General features: G+C 73.3%; 19 protein-coding genes. 11 read left to right on the top strand and 8 right to left on the bottom strand.

All coding sequences use genetic code 11. From position 1 onward, the window contains the following. Positions 1-111 precede the first annotated feature (111 nt). Positions 112-315 (top strand): cold-shock protein, encoded by a 204-nt coding sequence (locus tag DFH01_RS03810; protein ID WP_109869042.1) that lies wholly within the window; start codon positions 112-114, stop codon positions 313-315. A gap of 75 nt (positions 316-390) precedes the next feature. Here the strand turns inward: DFH01_RS03810 and DFH01_RS28055 are convergent, their stop codons facing one another. Further along, on the bottom strand, positions 391-981 hold the full coding sequence (locus DFH01_RS28055) for a hypothetical protein (protein WP_158287607.1): 591 nt from the start codon (positions 979-981) through the stop codon (positions 391-393). Between the two features lie 78 nt (positions 982-1,059). Here DFH01_RS28055 and DFH01_RS03825 point away from each other — a divergent pair, with 78 nt between their 5' ends. From DFH01_RS03825 to DFH01_RS03840, 4 genes are all read left to right on the top strand, one after another. After that, on the top strand, positions 1,060-2,013 hold the full coding sequence (locus DFH01_RS03825) for a threonine dehydratase (RefSeq protein ID WP_109869045.1): 954 nt from the start codon (positions 1,060-1,062) through the stop codon (positions 2,011-2,013). Next, positions 2,010-3,191 (top strand): amidohydrolase family protein, encoded by a 1,182-nt coding sequence (locus DFH01_RS03830; RefSeq protein ID WP_109869046.1) that lies wholly within the window; start codon positions 2,010-2,012, stop codon positions 3,189-3,191. The genes DFH01_RS03825 and DFH01_RS03830 overlap by 4 nt, the downstream gene beginning before the upstream one ends. Before the next feature lie 11 nt (positions 3,192-3,202). Further along, positions 3,203-3,619 (top strand): rhodanese-like domain-containing protein, encoded by a 417-nt coding sequence (locus DFH01_RS03835; RefSeq protein ID WP_109869047.1) that lies wholly within the window; start codon positions 3,203-3,205, stop codon positions 3,617-3,619. A gap of 125 nt (positions 3,620-3,744) precedes the next feature. After that, positions 3,745-4,077, top strand: coding sequence for a DHCW motif cupin fold protein (locus DFH01_RS03840; RefSeq protein ID WP_109869048.1), 333 nt, complete (start codon positions 3,745-3,747; stop codon positions 4,075-4,077). Between the two features lie 13 nt (positions 4,078-4,090). Here the strand turns inward: DFH01_RS03840 and DFH01_RS03845 are convergent, their stop codons facing one another. Then, positions 4,091-4,756, bottom strand: coding sequence for a lectin (locus DFH01_RS03845; RefSeq protein ID WP_109869049.1), 666 nt, complete (start codon positions 4,754-4,756; stop codon positions 4,091-4,093). Positions 4,757-4,834: 78 nt separating this feature from the next. Further along, positions 4,835-5,269 carry a tellurite resistance TerB family protein gene (locus DFH01_RS03850; RefSeq protein ID WP_109869050.1) on the bottom strand — a complete coding sequence of 145 codons (435 nt, stop codon included), beginning with the start codon at positions 5,267-5,269 and terminating at the stop codon, positions 4,835-4,837. 205 nt (positions 5,270-5,474) lie between these two features. On the opposite strand from DFH01_RS03850, the gene DFH01_RS03855 reads away from it, so the two are divergent. Next, entirely contained in the window at positions 5,475-6,392 is a 918-nt protein-coding gene (locus DFH01_RS03855) for a hypothetical protein (protein ID WP_109869051.1), read from the top strand. Here DFH01_RS03855 and DFH01_RS03860 read toward each other — a convergent pair. The 5 genes from DFH01_RS03860 to DFH01_RS03880 all read right to left on the bottom strand — a co-directional run bounded on the left by DFH01_RS03860 (position 6,367) and on the right by DFH01_RS03880 (position 11,766). Continuing rightward, complete coding sequence (locus DFH01_RS03860; protein WP_109869052.1) at positions 6,367-8,067, bottom strand: methyl-accepting chemotaxis protein; 1,701 nt, start codon at positions 8,065-8,067, stop codon at positions 6,367-6,369. The genes DFH01_RS03855 and DFH01_RS03860 overlap by 26 nt on opposite strands. A 114-nt stretch (positions 8,068-8,181) precedes the next feature. Beyond that, the gene (gene argF, locus DFH01_RS03865) at positions 8,182-9,138 is read right to left on the bottom strand and encodes an ornithine carbamoyltransferase (protein ID WP_269846208.1); all 957 of its coding nucleotides are present in this window, start codon (positions 9,136-9,138) and stop codon (positions 8,182-8,184) included. Then, complete coding sequence (locus DFH01_RS03870; protein ID WP_109869053.1) at positions 9,135-10,331, bottom strand: aspartate aminotransferase family protein; 1,197 nt, start codon at positions 10,329-10,331, stop codon at positions 9,135-9,137. Before DFH01_RS03870 ends, argF begins: the two co-directional genes overlap by 4 nt. Positions 10,332-10,492: 161 nt before the next feature. Beyond that, positions 10,493-10,846 carry a hypothetical protein gene (locus tag DFH01_RS28060; protein WP_158287608.1) on the bottom strand — a complete coding sequence of 118 codons (354 nt, stop codon included), beginning with the start codon at positions 10,844-10,846 and terminating at the stop codon, positions 10,493-10,495. Positions 10,847-10,914: 68 nt separating this feature from the next. Next, positions 10,915-11,766 (bottom strand): PRC-barrel domain-containing protein, encoded by an 852-nt coding sequence (locus DFH01_RS03880; RefSeq protein ID WP_109869054.1) that lies wholly within the window; start codon positions 11,764-11,766, stop codon positions 10,915-10,917. A 113-nt stretch (positions 11,767-11,879) separates the two neighbouring features. Here DFH01_RS03880 and DFH01_RS03885 point away from each other — a divergent pair, with 113 nt between their 5' ends. Genes DFH01_RS03885 through DFH01_RS03905 form a run of 5 tightly spaced genes read left to right on the top strand, consistent with a single transcriptional unit; the run spans position 11,880 to position 14,325 of the window. Then, complete coding sequence (locus tag DFH01_RS03885; RefSeq protein WP_109869055.1) at positions 11,880-12,476, top strand: regulatory protein RecX; 597 nt, start codon at positions 11,880-11,882, stop codon at positions 12,474-12,476. Then, positions 12,473-13,210 (top strand): AzlC family ABC transporter permease, encoded by a 738-nt coding sequence (locus DFH01_RS03890; protein WP_233255947.1) that lies wholly within the window; start codon positions 12,473-12,475, stop codon positions 13,208-13,210. Before DFH01_RS03885 ends, DFH01_RS03890 begins: the two co-directional genes overlap by 4 nt. Further along, a complete protein-coding gene (locus DFH01_RS03895; protein ID WP_233255948.1) occupies positions 13,210-13,515 on the top strand; it encodes an AzlD family protein in 306 nt (101 codons plus the stop codon). Before DFH01_RS03890 ends, DFH01_RS03895 begins: the two co-directional genes overlap by 1 nt. Before the next feature lie 8 nt (positions 13,516-13,523). After that, on the top strand, positions 13,524-13,871 hold the full coding sequence (locus DFH01_RS03900; RefSeq protein WP_109869056.1) for a nucleotidyltransferase family protein: 348 nt from the start codon (positions 13,524-13,526) through the stop codon (positions 13,869-13,871). Continuing rightward, positions 13,849-14,325 carry a ribonuclease toxin HepT-like protein gene (locus DFH01_RS03905; protein WP_109869057.1) on the top strand — a complete coding sequence of 159 codons (477 nt, stop codon included), beginning with the start codon at positions 13,849-13,851 and terminating at the stop codon, positions 14,323-14,325. The genes DFH01_RS03900 and DFH01_RS03905 overlap by 23 nt, the downstream gene beginning before the upstream one ends. Positions 14,326-14,425 lie beyond the last annotated feature (100 nt).

Consider the following 14,425-nt stretch of genomic DNA (forward strand, 5'->3'; position numbering starts at 1 on the left):
TCGCCGTGCCTGCCGGGTCCGAATCACCCGGTCTGCCTGGAGTTCCCGCCGGCGCGTGGCCCCAGTCCGCGCGATCGGCGCGCGGCACCAGAGTCGAGGAGCCCGGATCGCATGGCGATCGGCACCGTGAAGTGGTTCAACGCGACGAAGGGCTTCGGCTTCATCGTCCCGCAGGATGGCGGCAAGGACGTGTTCGTGCACATCACGGCCGTCCAGAAGGCCGGCCTGCAAGGCCTGAACGAAGGCCAGAAGCTCTCCTACGAAGTCGAGATGGAGCGCGGCAAGGCCGCCGCCACCAATCTCCGGCCCGTCTGACCGGCCGACACCCGCATCGCGGCGTGCAGCAGGCGGCCCGTCGGAAGGCCGCCTGCTTGCGTCTCGGGCCGGGCCTCAGCCCGCGCGCGTCTCCTGCACCAGGATGCGGCGCGCGCCGGCTTCGCGCAGCAGCGCCTCGGCACGTGCCCGCGTCTCCGCATCCGGCGCCTGCAGCCCCAGCACAGGCCCATGCAGCCGCGCCGGCGGCACGGGGTGGTCCTCATGCGGCTTGTCCGCCGATTGCGGCGCGAGCGCATCCGCGATCGGCTCGCCCACCGCGGCGGTCACGGCGCCCGCAGCGGCGGCCGCCGCCACCGCGGGCAGCACCGCGCCGCCGGTCGCGATCACCAGGCCGGCCGCCGCCATGGATGTCGCGGCCATCGTCGTCCCGACATGCAACTGCCGCTGGTTGCGGATGTCGGCCTCCTTCGGATGCTCGTCGGGTACGTCCACCTGGCCCTCATTCGCCGCGCGCTTCGGCGGCGCCACGCCGCCCGCCTGCGCCGCCGGCACGCTGCCGGCGTCCCGGGCCCCGGCCTCGCGCAATCGCCGCTCCGCCGCCTCGCGCGCCGCCTCGTCGGCGAATTCCCCCCACACCACCGGCACGGCCAGCGGCGTCTCGTCGCGCTGGCCGGTCCACTGGCTGCTGTCCACCGTGATGGCCATGTCAGCCGCCTCCGCTATGGTTGCCTCTCGCGCCGTCAACGCCCGCGGCGCGAAGCTGTTTCGTCCGGAGGTTTCCGCGTGTTCGACCTGCCCGCCCTGGAAGAGGCCGCCCGCCTGGTGCACGGCGTCTTCCCGCCGACGCCGCAATATGCCTGGCCGCTGCTGGCACGGCGCGTAGGTGCCGAGCTCTGGGTCAAGCACGAGAACCACACGCCGACCGGCGCCTTCAAGGTCCGCGGCGGCATCACCTATTTCGATCGCCTGAAGCGCGAGCGGCCGGACGCGCGGGGCGTGATCTCCGCCACGCGCGGCAACCACGGGCAGAGCCTCGCCTTCGCCGGCGCGCGCGCGGGCGTGCCCGTCACCATCGTGGTGCCACGCGGCAACAGCGTGGAGAAGAACGCGGCGATGCGCGCCTTCGGCGCGACGCTGATCGAGCATGGTGCGGATTTCGACGCCGCGCGTGTCGAGGCAGCGCGCCTGGCGGAGGGGCAGGGCCTCGTCTTCGCGCCCTCCTTCGCGCCGGCACTTGTTCTGGGTGTCGCGACCTATGCGCTGGAGCTGTTCCGGGCCGCGCCCAGGCTCGATGCGCTCTATGTCCCGGTCGGCCTCGGCTCCGGCATCTGCGGCTGCATCATGGCGCGCGACCTTCTCGGCCTGCCCACCGAGATCATCGGCGTGCAGAGCACCGAGGCGCCCGCCTACGCGCTCTCCTTCGCCGCGGGCCATGTGGTGGAGACGCCGACCGCCAACACCCGCGCCGACGGCATGGCGACGCGCGTGCCCGATCCCGCGGCGCTGGCGATGATCCGCAAGGGCGCCGCGCGCATCGTCACCGTCACCGATGACGAGGTGGCGGCCGCGATCCGCGCCTACTGGCAGGACACGCACAACCTGGCGGAGGGTGCCGGCGCCGCGCCGCTCGCCGCGCTGCTGCAGGAGAAGGAACGGATGCAGGGCCGGCGCGTGGCCACCATCCTCTGCGGCGGCAACATCGACCTCGACCTGTTCCGGAGCTGGGTGCTGGCATGACGACGCTGCTGATCCGCGATTGCCGCCTGCCCGACGGCGCCGCCGCCGACATCCTGGTGCGCGACGGCCGCATCGCCGCGATCGGCCCCGGCCTCGACGCGCCGGCCGGCGCATCGGTGGAGGCGGCGCGCGGCCTGCTGGCGCTGCCCGCCTTCGTCGAGGGGCACACGCATCTCGACAAGACGCTCTGGGGCATGGGGTGGTACCGCAACGAGGTCGGATCGCGGCTGATCGACCGCATCGACAACGAGCGGAACGAGCGCAAGCGCCTCGGCCTCGATCCGCGCCGCCAGGGCGAGCACATGGCGCGGATGTTCCTCGCCCTCGGCACCACGCGCATCCGCACCCATGCGGATGTGGACGTGGCCGTGGGCACCGCGCATTCCGATGCGCTCGTCGCGCTGCGCGATGCGATGCGCGGCACCATGGACATGCAGGTCGTCGCCTTCCCGCAATCCGGCCTGCTGATCCGACCCGGCACGCTGGAGCTGCTGGATGCGGCGCTGAGGAACGGCGCGGACATCGTCGGCGGCCTCGATCCCTCCGGCATCGACCGCGATCCGAAGGGGCATCTGGATGCGGTGTTCGGGCTCTGCACGAAGCATGGCAAGCCGCTCGACATCCATCTGCACGAGCCCGGGGAGCTCGGCGCCTTCGCGCTCGACCTGATCATCGAGCGCACGCTGGCGCTCGGCATGCAAGGCAAGGTCGTGGTCAGCCACGCCTTCTGCCTCGGCGAGGTTTCGCGCGCGCCCGCGCTCTACGAGGCGCTGGCCGAGGCCGGCATCGCGCTGGCCACCACCGCGCCACCCTCGCGCCCGGTCCCGTTGGTGAAGGCTGCGCGCGCGAGTGGAACAAAGATCTTTGCCGGCAATGACGGGATCCGCGACACCTGGGGCCCGTACGGCAAGCCGGACATGCTGCAGCGCGCGATGATCCTCGGCATGAAGAACGACCTGCGGCGCGACGACGAGGTGGCGCTGGCCTTCGCCACCGTCAGCGACTGGGCCGCCGAGGCCTGCGGCTTCGAGACCTGCCGGCTTGCGGTCGGCGAACGCGCCGACCTCGTGCTGCTCGACGCCGAGACGCTGGCCGAGGCGGTGGTCGCGCAGCCGCCGCGCCGCGTCGTGATCAGCCATGGCCGGATCGTCGCGCGCGACGGCGCGCTGGTGGCGTAGGAGACGCGCAGATGCCGCAGCAGATCACCAAGGGCTATCGCCAGCTCGTGGACGAGGCGAATGCGATCGTCGAAGAGATCGACGTGGATCGCGCGCGCGACCTCTACGGCCGCGAGGACGTGCAGTTCGTGGACATTCGCGACATCCGCGAGCTGGAACGGGAGGGCCGCGTGCCCGGTGCCTTCCACTGCCCGCGCGGCATGCTGGAATTCTGGATCGACCCCGCCAGCCCCTATGCCAAGCCGCAATTCCAGCAGGACAAGCATTTCGTGTTCTTCTGTGCCGGCGGACTGCGCAGCGCGCTGGCCGCGCGCGCCGCGCAGGAGATGGGGCTGAAGCCTGTTTCCCACCTCAAGGGCGGCTACGGCGCCTGGCGCGCCGCCGGCGGCGCGACGGAGCCGCTGCCGCCGAAGCGACCGCCGGCGTGACGCTTCGCGGATCAGGGCAACGTGCCGGCCGGCGAAGCCGGCCGAGCGGCCGAATGGCCGCCGCGGCCAGTGCCGCGAAGCCAAGCGCGCGGATGCGCGCGCCCGGCGTCTGAGGGCTCAAGAAGATGAAGATCCCGGAACTTCCCTTCACGGTCACCGACTGGTCGCAGGTGGAGCCCACGCGCCATCCCGGTGAGACCGGCCATGCGCTGTGGCGCACGCTGAACATCGGCGAGCTGCGCGTGCGCATGGTGGAGTATTCGCCCGGCTACCTCGCCGACCACTGGTGCGACCGCGGCCATGTCCTCTTCGTCGTCGAAGGCGAACTCGAGACCGAGCTCCGCGACGGCAGACGCTTCACCCTGAAGCCCGGCATGTCCTACCAGGTCTCCGATTTCGGCGACGCCGCGCACCGCTCCGCCACGCGGACCGGTGCGCGGCTCTTCATCGTGGATTGAGGGCAGCCCCGGCTCAGTTCACGGCGAAGCAGTAGAACAGGCCGGCTCCGCCGCTGCTGCGCAGGTTGTCCTGGCTGCAGCCGCGCGAGGGATGCGAAGTGTTCCAGGACTTCGCCGCATCCGACTCGTCCAGCCCGATGCGGTCGTGATGGCCCACCATCGCCGAACCTTCGCCGCCGCTGTAGGTCCAGTTGCGGCAGGTGCGGTCCTGCCCCGCGGCAAAGGCCGTGCCGTCCGCCTGCGACCCGGTCAGCACGTCATGCTCGTTCGGCGTGTCGCCGCGGCCGTTCACCACCTGCCCGCGCTCGTTCACGTTGGTCTGCTTGGTCATGGCGTTGGCCGGCGAGTGCAGGTCCGCGACGCTGCGCGCGATCACCACGCCCCTGGCGTTCTGCCACGGCCCGTTGCCGATGCGGTCACGGGCATTCACCGCGCCCTGGCCCTGCGTGCTGAGATAGGCGCGCCAGGTGCGGTTGCCCGCGCCCGCCGCCTGCGCCAGCGCCTGGCAATGCGCATCGGCACCCGCCAGACCGCCGAGATCGGCGCCGCGGCCGATGCCGGTGCTCGTGACGAAGAAGGTCATCGCGGCCGGATCGGGCGCGGGCGACTGCGCATCGGCGGCCGGCAGGGCGGCAAGCAGGCAGCCGCCCGCAAGCAGGGCCTTCACACTGTTTCGCATGGCGTTCCTCCGCGGCCCGGGCGGAATGCCCGCCGCGCAGGAAGCATGCACGTTAGTCGCGGCAGGCGAAATGAAAATTCAGATGATCTGGTAGCGCGCCTTGGCCGCCCGCTCGATGGCGCCGGCGATCAGCCGGTCCAGGTCGAGGCCGATCCGCAGGTCCTGGAGGAACTGCAGCTCCTCCTGCGTCGCCTCGCCATCCGCGGCGCAGACCTCGCAGGCCAGCAGATAGGCCGTCTCGCGCAGGCGCATCGGCAGCGCGTCGCGCAGCAGCGTCATCGCCTGGTCCAGGCCGTCGCTGCGCCCGAGCAACCGGGTGACCGCATCGGTCACCGTCTCGATCTCGCGGCTGTGAAAGTCGCTGAAGGCCGGCAGTTCCTGCACGAGACGGCTCATCATGCCGAGCTCGGCATCGGACATCGGGCCGTCGGCGACCGACATCAGCACCATGGCGCAGACCAGCGCCTCCTGGGCGGTGAAGGGCGCGATGGGGGTCGCGCTGCGGGCAGTCATGGGCCTCTCCGGCAAACCAGGGTTGATCCTCCCTTGCGCGGCGCCGCCCGCGGGTCAAGCCGCGGCGCGGTCACGTCTCCCGCATCGCGGAAACCCGTCCCGCCCGGGCCCGCACCACCGGCACGCCCGGGCGGAAGCTTTCCATGCTGGCACCTTGAGAATATGCGAACACCATTATTGACTGGGCCGGCAGGAGGGCGCGGTCATGGGTCGGGATCGGCGAAGCGCAGCAGCATGCCGCCGGCTCGGCGGTGCCGTCCTGGTGCTGGCTGCCGTGAGCCTGGCGGGTTGCACGCAGCCCGATCCGGTGACCTCGGCGGGCGCCGACCTTGCCCGGGTGCGCGCCGGCCTGCCGGCCGCGCCCCTGCCGCTTCGCGCCGGCCTGCACGAATCGCCTTCGATCGCCGGCGCCAGCCCGGCGACGGCCGGCAATGTCGCCGCGATCGCGCTGGGACTGCCCGCGGGCGGCGTCCTCTACGGCATGGTCGGGCTCTGCCAGGGCGTCTCCGATCCGCTCGGCCTGCTCGTCTGCATCCCGATCGGCGCCGGGATCGGGGGGATCGTCGGCGTCGGCGCCGCGGTCACCGAACTGGCGCATGTCACCACCTCCGAAGAGCCACTGGCCGAGGCCGCGGCGCGGCTCCGGCTCCGGGCGGCTCCGGAACGCCTCGGCGCCTGCCTGCGGGACGCGCTGGTGGCGCGCTCAGGAGGCCGGATGGTCCTGGCCGCTGACGGGACCGAAGGGGCGCTCGTCGCCTCCTTCAACGCCGTCGGCCTGGTGTCCGAGCAGTCCGGCCAGCTGAACCCCTCCGACCCGCAGCTTCGGCTGGCGCTCTCGGTGCAGGGCGAGCTCCCGCCCGCCGCGGCGGGGGATCCGGCGAAGCGCCGATGGAGCTGGCGCAGCGAGGCGCATCGCTTCTCCGACTGGGCCGCGCCGGATGGCGCAACCTTCGAGCGGGAGCTCGGCCTCGGCATCGGCCTGCTGACCCGCCGCATCCTCGGTGATGTCTTCCCGCAGGACCTCCCGGCGGGGCCCCGCCTGTCCGCCGCGGAGCAGGACGCGCAGCGCCTTGCCTGCCCGCCCCCGGCCGGCGCCGTCACGCCGCCCGCAGCTGCGCCGTGAAGTCGTTGACCTGGGTGCGGATCGCCGCGGCCTGCGCGCCCACATCGGCGCCGGCCTTGCGCACGCGCGCGATGCCGCCCGCGCCCGCCGCGACATCCTCGGTCAGCTGAGCGATCTCCCCCGCCGCCTCGCTGGTGCCGGACGCCGCCTGGGCGGCATGGCGCGCGATCTCCCGCGTGGCGGCGCCCTGCTGCTCCACCGCGGCGGCGATCGCGCCGGTCACCTCCTCCATCCGGCCGACCGAGCCGGCGATGCCGCGCACCGCCGCCACCGCCTGCTCCGTTGCGCCGCGCATCGCCGCGATCTGGGAGGCGATCTCCTCGGTCGCCTTGGCGGTCTGCGCGGCGAGCGACTTCACCTCGCCCGCGACCACCGCGAAGCCCTTGCCGGCCTCGCCCGCGCGCGCCGCCTCGATCGTCGCGTTCAGCGCCAGCAGGTTGGTCTGGCCGGCGATGTCGCTGATCAGGCGCACCACGTCGCCGATGCGCGCCGCTGCCTCCGACAGGCTCGCCACCGTGCCGTCGGAGGCGCGCGCCGCCGCCGCCGCCTCCTGCGCGGTGCGCGCGCCTTCCGCCACCTGGCGCGTGATCTCCGCCACGGAGGCGGCGAGTTCCTCCGCCGCAGCCGCCACGGCATGGACGTTCTCCGTCGCGCCGGAGAGGCGCGCCGCGCCGTCGCGCGCGCGCCCCGCGCCACGCTCCCCGGCCGTGCCCGCCGCATCCGCCGCGTCGCGCAGTTCGCCCGCCGCGGCGATCAGCCGCGATGCGGCCTCGCCCACGCTGGCCTCGAGCCGCACGGCGCTCTCCGCCCGCTCCGCGAGAAGCCGGGCCTGCGCCGCCTCGCGCGCGGCCTCCGCCTCCGCCTGTGCCGCCTTCGCCGCCTGCGCCGCATCGCGCAGCGCGGCGACGGCGCGGCCGATCGCGCCCAGCTCGTCGGCACGATCGGTGCAGGGCACTTCGGTATCGAGCCGGCCGGCCGCGATCCCGTTCAGGCTGGCCGCGAGGCCGCCGAGCGGCCGCAACTGGCGCCGCAGCAGCAGCCAGAGCAGCACGGCAACCGCGGCCAGCACCGCGACGCCGGCCAGGACCGCATGCATGACGGCGGCATCCTGCATGGCCGCGATCTCGTCGAGCGGCAGGCCGACGAAGAGGATGCCGACGGTCTGGCCCGCATGGTCGAAGACCGGATCGTAGATCGTGAGATAGGGCCGGCCGAGGATCGTCGTCTCGCCGCGGAAGGCGTTGCCGGCGCGGATCGCGTCACGCACCGGCCCGGCCGCGAGGGCGGTTCCGGTGGCGCGTCCTCCGTTCGCGCCGGGCACGGTGGTGGCGATGCGCGTCTCCCCGGCAAAGATCGTCGCCACGCCGCCACCGACCGTGCTGATCCGGTCCACGATCTCCGTCTGGCCGTTGAGCTCCGTCCCGCTCAGCAGCAGGCGGTCGCCCTCCAGCGTCCACTCGCTGCCGAAATCGCCGAGCAGCAGGTACATGAGCCGCAGGTTGCTCTCCAGCTGTTCGCCGGCCAATTCACGGGCGCGCTCGCGCAGGTCGTTCACGGTGACCGTGGTGAGCGCCGCCAGGCCGACGCCGAGGCAGGCCAGGCTGACCAGCAGGATGCGCGCGCGCACCCCGAGCTTCGTCCATCGGACGGTTGCGCCGCGCAGTTTCGCCAGCATGGAGGTCCTCCGCCAACTTGCCGGGGCGGAGGATCGGCGGCTTGCATGAAGGCTTCATGAAGTCGCATGGGCCGGATCGGCGTATGCCCCGCCGGCGCCGGGGCGCCCTTTCCGCTAACCCTGGCCGAGCGCCCAGAGCAGCACGCCCTTCTGCGCGTGCAGCCGGTTCTCCGCCTCGTCGAACACCACGCTCTGCGGCCCGTCCATCACCTCGTCGGTGATCTCCTCGCCACGATGCGCCGGCAGGCAGTGCATCACGATCGCGTCGGGCGCGGCATGGCGCAGCAGCCCGGCGTTCAGCTGATAGGGCGCCAGCAGGTTGTGGCGGTTGATCGTCGCCGCATCCGGCTTCTCGTCCGACATGCTGACCCAGGTGTCGGTGACGACGCAGCGCGCGCCGCGCACCGCGGCCTGCGGGTCCGAGGTCAGCTCGATCGCGGCACCTTCCCTGCGCGCCCATTCGATCAGCTCGGCGGGCGGGGCGAGTTCGGGCGGCGTGGCGATGCGCAGCACGAAGCCGAAGCGCGCGGCGGCCTGGATGAAGGACTGCGCGACGTTGTTGCCGTCGCCGGTCCAGGCGACGGTCTGCCCGGCGATCGGGCCGCGATGCTCCTCGAAGGTCATCACATCGGCCATGATCTGGCAGGGATGCGACACGTCGGTCAGGCCGTTGATCACCGGCACCGTCGCGTGCTCCGCAAGCTCGCGGATCTTCGCCACGTTGTCGGTCCGCAGCATGATCGCGTCCACGTAGCGCGACAGAACGCGCGCGGTGTCCGCCGGCGTCTCGCCGCGGCCGAGCTGCATATCCTTCGACGACAGCACGATCACCTCGCCCCCGAGCTGGCGGATGCCGACCTCGAAGGAGACGCGGGTGCGGGTGGAGGGCTTCTCGAAGATCAGCGCGACATGCTTGCCGGCCAGCGGCCTGCCGCCGACGGCGCCCTTCTTCGCCTGCACGCCGAGATCCAGCATCCGGCGCAGCGTCGCCGCGTCGTGGTCCATGATCTCGAGGAAGTGGCGCGGGGGCGCCTGGCCGGCGCCCCCCGTCACCTTGAGCGCAGCGCTCACTGCGCCGCCGCCTTCTGCGGCGTCACCCTCAGGCAGGCGCGGTCGAGCAGCGCGACGGCCTCATCCGCATCCGCATCGGTGATGATCAGCGGCGGCGCGACGCGCAGCACGTTCATCCCCGCCGCGACCGTCAGCAGCCCTTCCGCCGCCGCGGCTTCCTGCAGCGCGGAATTGGTCACCGCCTCCTGCAAGCGCAGGCCGAGCAGCAGCCCGGCGCCCTGCACGCCCGCGATCACATCGGGGTGGCGGCGCGCCAGGCCCTCAAGCCCGCGCCACAGATGCCGCGCCACGCGATCCACGCCGTCGAGGAAGCCGGGCGCCAGCACCACGTCCAGCACCGCGTTGCCCGCCGCGCAGGCCAGCGGATTGCCGCCATAGGTGTGGCCATGCGTGCCGGGCTTCAGGTGCTTCGCCACATGCTCCTTGGCGAAGACCGCACCCAGCGGGAAGCCGCCGCCGATGCCCTTGGCCGAGGACATCACATCCGGCTCGATCCCGGCCCATTGATGCGCCCAGAGCTTGCCCGAGCGGCCCATGCCGGTCTGCACCTCGTCCAGCGCCAGCAGCAGCCCGAACTCGTCGCAGACCGCGCGCAGTTCCTGCAGGAAGCGCAGCGAGGCCGGGCGCACGCCGCCCTCGCCCTGCACCGGCTCGATCAGGATCGCCGCCGTCTCCTTGCCGATGGCGTCGCGCACGGCGTTCATGTTGCCGAAGGGCACATGGTCGAAGCCCTCCACCGGCGGGCCGAAGCCGGCGAGATACTTCGCGTTGCCGGTGGCCGAGATCATCGCCAGCGTGCGGCCGTGGAAGGCGCCCTCGAAGCAGATGGTGCGGAAGCGCTCGGGGTGGCCGTTCTCGGCGTGATACTTGCGGACGGCCTTGATCATGCCCTCGTTCGCCTCGGCGCCCGAGTTGCAGAACAGCACGCTGTCCGCGAACGAAGCCTCCACGTGACGCCGGGCGAGTTCCTCGGCCTGCGGCACGCGATACAGGTTGGAGACGTGCATCACCTTCGCGGCCTGCTCGGCGATGGCCTTCACCAGATGCGGATGACCGTGGCCGATGGAGCTGGTCGCGATGCCCGCGCCGAAATCGAGGAATCGTCGCCCGTCCGCCGTCCACAGACGCGCACCCTCGCCCCGCTCGAAGGCAAGGTCGGCGCGGGCATAGTTCGGCATCAGGGCGGGGATCACGATGGTTCCTCGCTTCCTCCAGCTCCGCGCGGGCCGCGGGCGACATGCCCAGCCAGGCGCGGAAGCCGGTGAAAATGCCTCAATCCCCGGGACGGGTCAAAACGCGAAGGGCCGGCGAGGCATGCGCGCCCCGCCGGCCCGGCATGAATCGACGCCGCAGATTACTGCCGCACGCCGCCGCTGTTCGACGGATAGGCGCCCGAGGTGTTCGACCCCGTCGCGCGGTCATAGGCGCGCTCGGCGGCGGTTCCCGGCGGGTTGGCCGGCGTGCCGTCACGCTGCGACGGATAGGCGCCCGAGACATTCGTGCCGGCCGCGCGATCCAGGGCGCGCTCGGCCGCGGTGCCGGCGGGGTTGTTGCCGGTGCCGTCGGCCGTGGTGCGGGGGCTGTCCGTGGCCCGGTCATAGGCGCGCTGCGCCGCGGTCGAGGGCGGGTTGCCGGGGGCGCCGTCGCGCGAATCGGCGCAGGCCACGACGGGCAGCGCGAGCGCCGCCAGGAGAAGGAAGCGGGTCATGCAGGGATCCTTGTGTCCGAAGGGCCCGGCCGCGCCTCGGCGGCCGGGCAGGTGGGCATCGCCGGGGCTCAGCCGCGGCGGTTGCCGTCCTCGTAGCTGTAGGGCGGCAGGCTCTGCAGGCTGTCCTTCGTCGCGCCGGGCAGCATCCAGCGCTCACGCTCGGCATTCCACTGCAGCCGCTCATAGGGCACCGCGACCAGCCGCGCGCCGATGCCGAGGAACCCGCCCACCGAGAGCACGGCAACGGGCTGCCCCGCACCGTTCTGCGGCACGATGATGTCGTCCACCTCGCCGATGCTGTCGTTGGACTCGTTGTAGACGTTGGCGCCGATCATCTTGGTCGCGCGCCGCCCGCCCTGCAGCCGTGCGCTGTCCACCGCCATGCCGGGCGTGGTCGCGCCCGTCGCCTGGTTCGCCGGCGCGGTCCTCGTCGTGGTCGTGGTGGTCGTGCCGTCGGTGGCGCGGTCGAGCGCGCGGCCCGCGGCGGTGCCGGGCGGGTTGTTGCCGGTGCCGTCGGGATCGGTGCGCTGGCCGGTCACCGAATCCACGGCGCGCTGCGTCGCCGTGGAGGGCGGGTTGCCCGGCGTGCCGTCCGTGCTGCTGGCCGAGCCGGGGCGCGCATCGGTGCCCGTGGTGTTGGCCGGATTCTGCTGAACGCGCTCGGTCTGCGTCGTGCGCTGCTGGTCAGCCCCGGCGCTCGACCCGCTACCGCTCGCCGCACCCTGGGTCGCCTGCGTGCCCGTGGTGGCGGCGTCGCGCGCCGCCGGCGTGCCCCGCGTCGGGCCCTGCTGCGGCGTGGTCTGCGTCGTCTGGGTCTGCATGGAGCTGCCGCCCGTATTCGCCTGCCCGAAGGCGAGCACCGGCGCGGCGCAGAGCGCAGCGGCGGTCGTCATCAGCAGCCAGCGGTTGCCATTCCTCATGGTCTTCGACCTCCTCCTCGATGTCGCGCCTCAACGCGGCCTCGACCTGTCCGGTTCCGCACCGGCGCGGGCCCGGGTCGTCAGCGGCCACCGTGGCGTGGCAGAAGGCGGCCATGGCAGACCAACGCCGCCCGCCGGCGCGTCGTCCCGCCGGCCCGCCCCCGGACGCCGCGCGGTTGCAGGACGCGGCCCTTGCGCATCTCGCGCGTTTCGCCGCGACCGAGGCCGGGCTGCGCCGCGTGCTGCAGCGCCGCGTGGAACGCTGGGCGCGCGCGGCGGAGGAGGAAGGGCAGGACGACATCGCCCGCCGCGCCGCCGCCGCGAAGGCGGCCGCGGCCGAGGTCGCGCGACGGATGGTGGCGCAGGGCGCGGTGGACGACGCCGCCTTCGCCGAAAGCCGCGCGCGGCGGCTGCTGCGCACCGGCCGCTCGCAGCGCGCCGCCCTCGCGCATCTCCGCGCCAAGGGCGTGGACGCCGAGACGGCGCTGGCCGCCGTGCCGGAGGGCGAGGACGCCGAGCTCGTCGCCGCGCTCGCCTTCTGCCGCCGCCGCCGCATCGGCCCCTTCGCGCGTGAAATACCGGACGCAGCGGACCCGAAGGCGCTGGGCGCGCTCGCCCGCGCCGGCTTCGGGCGCGAGATCGCCAGCCGCGCACTCCGCATGGACGCCGAGGAAGCGGAGACACGGCTGCTCGCGGCGCACCGGGCGTGAGCGGCGGCGTCGTCTTCACCCGCGCCGGGGTCTGGCGCGGGGCCGTCGCGAGCCTGCCGCTCTGGCTCGGCATGGTGCCCTTCGGCCTGGTGATCGGCGTGCTGGCCGATGCGAAGGGGCTCAGCTTCACGGAGACGGTGCTGATGAGTGCGCTGGTCTATGCCGGCGCGGCGCAGCTGCTGGCGCTGGAGCTCTGGACCGACCCGGCGCCCGTCATGGCGGCGATCGTCGCGGCCGGGGTGGTGAACCTGCGCATGGCGCCGCAGGGGGCGGCGCTGGCCGGCTGGCTGGACCGGCTGCGCGGCTGGAAGCTGTGGGGAACGCTGGCCACGCTGGTGGACCACTCCTTCGCTCTTTCGGTGCAGGAGCAGCGGCGCGGCGGGCGGGATGCCGGCTACCTGCTGGGGGTGGGGCTCGGGCTGTGGGCGAGCTGGGTGCCGACGACCGCGATCGGCTGGCTGGCGGGCAGCCTGGTGAAGCTGCCGCCCGGGCATCCGCTCTACTTCGCCTCGGTCGCGGCCTTCATCTCCATCCTGGTCGGGCTGTGGCGCGGGCCGCGGGTGGACCTCGCCCCCTGGGTGGTGGCGGGGCTGGTCGCGCTGGCGGCGCATCGGGCGGGGCTGCCGGTGCCGCTGCCGCTGTTGGCCGGCACGCTGGCGGGTGCGGCGCTCGGCGCCTGGATCGAGCTGCGCGGCAAGGCACGCCTGGCCGCCGACGAGCGGGAGCGCGGCTGATGGAGATCCGCGCGGATGTGCTGCTGGCGATCCTCGGCATGGCGGCGGTGAGCTATGCCTGCCGCGCCGGCGGCTACGCGATCCTGCGCAGCGTCCGCCCGCCGGAATTCGTGGAGGCGATGCTGCGCCACCTGCCCGGCGCGCTGTTCATGGCCTATGCGACCCCGCCGCTGGTGGCGGGCTCGGTGCCGGCCTGGATCGGGGCGGCCGCGGTGGTCGGCGTGCAGCTCGCCACCCGAAACCTGGGGCTGGCGATCTGCGCCGGCGTGGCGGCGGTGTGGGGCGCCCAGGCGGCACTGTGGTAACATGGGCCATGGCCGAGGCCACCTATCCGGACTGGGAGACGCTGAACGCCCGCCACATCGCGGCGCGCCGCGCGCAGGCGGTGAAGGCGGCGCAGGCGGCAGCGGCCGCGGCGGCGAAGCTCGGCGTGCGGGTGATCGTGTTCGGGTCGCTGGCGACGGGGCGCTTCCACCGCAGCTCGGATCTCGACCTGGCCCTGGAGGGGCCTGAGGACATGCTGAACCGCGCCAACGGCGCCGCCTTCAGCGCGGCGGCGGCCGAAGGCTTCGAGCCTGACATCGTCTGGCTCAGCCACGCCGCGCCTGGCCTCGCCGCGCGCATCCGGGAGACCGGGCGTGACCCCGCCGGCCTGGGCTGACATCGCAGCCGACCTCGACGCGGCGCTGAACCAGGCGGCGCTTGCGCAGGCGCGTGCCCGGGGGCTGGCCGGGCGCACCGGGGATGACCGCTCGGCTCACGAACTCGCCATCGGGAAGCACCTGCACGACGCCTACACGGCCGCGGAGAAGGCGGTCGAGCGGGTGGTGGAGGTGGTGGACGGCGACATCCCGCGTGGCCGCAGCTTCCACCGGGATCTGATCCGCCGCGCAGCGATGCCCATCCCGGGAGGCCGGCTTGCGATCATCAGCGCCGATACGGCGGCGGGCCTGGAAGACCTGCTGGGGTTTCGGCACGTCTTCCGCCACGTCTACGGCACCTTCGACTTCGGTCGCGCCGCCCCCAACGTGGCGCTCGCAGCGACCGTCATCCCCCGCCTGCGCGACGAGATCACGGCCTTCGCCGCAGGGCTGGGGCTCGCGCCGCGCGCTTGACCCCCACCCGCCCCCGTCCGCATATGTCGGCCATGTTCCGGTCGCGCGTGCCCGCCCGAATTATCCGCCCGGCCTTCCGCTGAAGGCCGGGATTCTTTCG

This window comes from Falsiroseomonas bella, assembly GCF_003173615.1.
GTDB classification, from domain to species: domain Bacteria; phylum Pseudomonadota; class Alphaproteobacteria; order Acetobacterales; family Acetobacteraceae; genus Falsiroseomonas; species Falsiroseomonas bella.

Excerpts from the sequence above, each read along its gene's own strand:
- DFH01_RS03860 (WP_109869052.1), bottom strand. The coding sequence starts at position 8,067 with ATGCTGGCGAAACTGCGCGGCGCAACCGTCCGATGGACGAAGCTCGGG.
- DFH01_RS28060 (WP_158287608.1), bottom strand. The coding sequence starts at position 10,846 with ATGACCCGCTTCCTTCTCCTGGCGGCGCTCGCGCTGCCCGTCGTGGCC.
- DFH01_RS03900 (WP_109869056.1), top strand. The coding sequence starts at position 13,524 with ATGGCCGAGGCCACCTATCCGGACTGGGAGACGCTGAACGCCCGCCAC.
- DFH01_RS28055 (WP_158287607.1), bottom strand. The coding sequence starts at position 981 with ATGGCCATCACGGTGGACAGCAGCCAGTGGACCGGCCAGCGCGACGAG.
- DFH01_RS03840 (WP_109869048.1), top strand. The coding sequence starts at position 3,745 with ATGAAGATCCCGGAACTTCCCTTCACGGTCACCGACTGGTCGCAGGTG.
- DFH01_RS03855 (WP_109869051.1), top strand. The coding sequence starts at position 5,475 with ATGGGTCGGGATCGGCGAAGCGCAGCAGCATGCCGCCGGCTCGGCGGT.
- DFH01_RS03895 (WP_233255948.1), top strand. The coding sequence starts at position 13,210 with ATGGAGATCCGCGCGGATGTGCTGCTGGCGATCCTCGGCATGGCGGCG.
- DFH01_RS03885 (WP_109869055.1), top strand. The coding sequence starts at position 11,880 with ATGGCAGACCAACGCCGCCCGCCGGCGCGTCGTCCCGCCGGCCCGCCC.
- DFH01_RS03810 (WP_109869042.1), top strand. The coding sequence starts at position 112 with ATGGCGATCGGCACCGTGAAGTGGTTCAACGCGACGAAGGGCTTCGGC.
- DFH01_RS03830 (WP_109869046.1), top strand. The coding sequence starts at position 2,010 with ATGACGACGCTGCTGATCCGCGATTGCCGCCTGCCCGACGGCGCCGCC.
- DFH01_RS03880 (WP_109869054.1), bottom strand. The coding sequence starts at position 11,766 with ATGAGGAATGGCAACCGCTGGCTGCTGATGACGACCGCCGCTGCGCTC.
- DFH01_RS03845 (WP_109869049.1), bottom strand. The coding sequence starts at position 4,756 with ATGCGAAACAGTGTGAAGGCCCTGCTTGCGGGCGGCTGCCTGCTTGCC.
- DFH01_RS03850 (WP_109869050.1), bottom strand. The coding sequence starts at position 5,269 with ATGACTGCCCGCAGCGCGACCCCCATCGCGCCCTTCACCGCCCAGGAG.
- DFH01_RS03835 (WP_109869047.1), top strand. The coding sequence starts at position 3,203 with ATGCCGCAGCAGATCACCAAGGGCTATCGCCAGCTCGTGGACGAGGCG.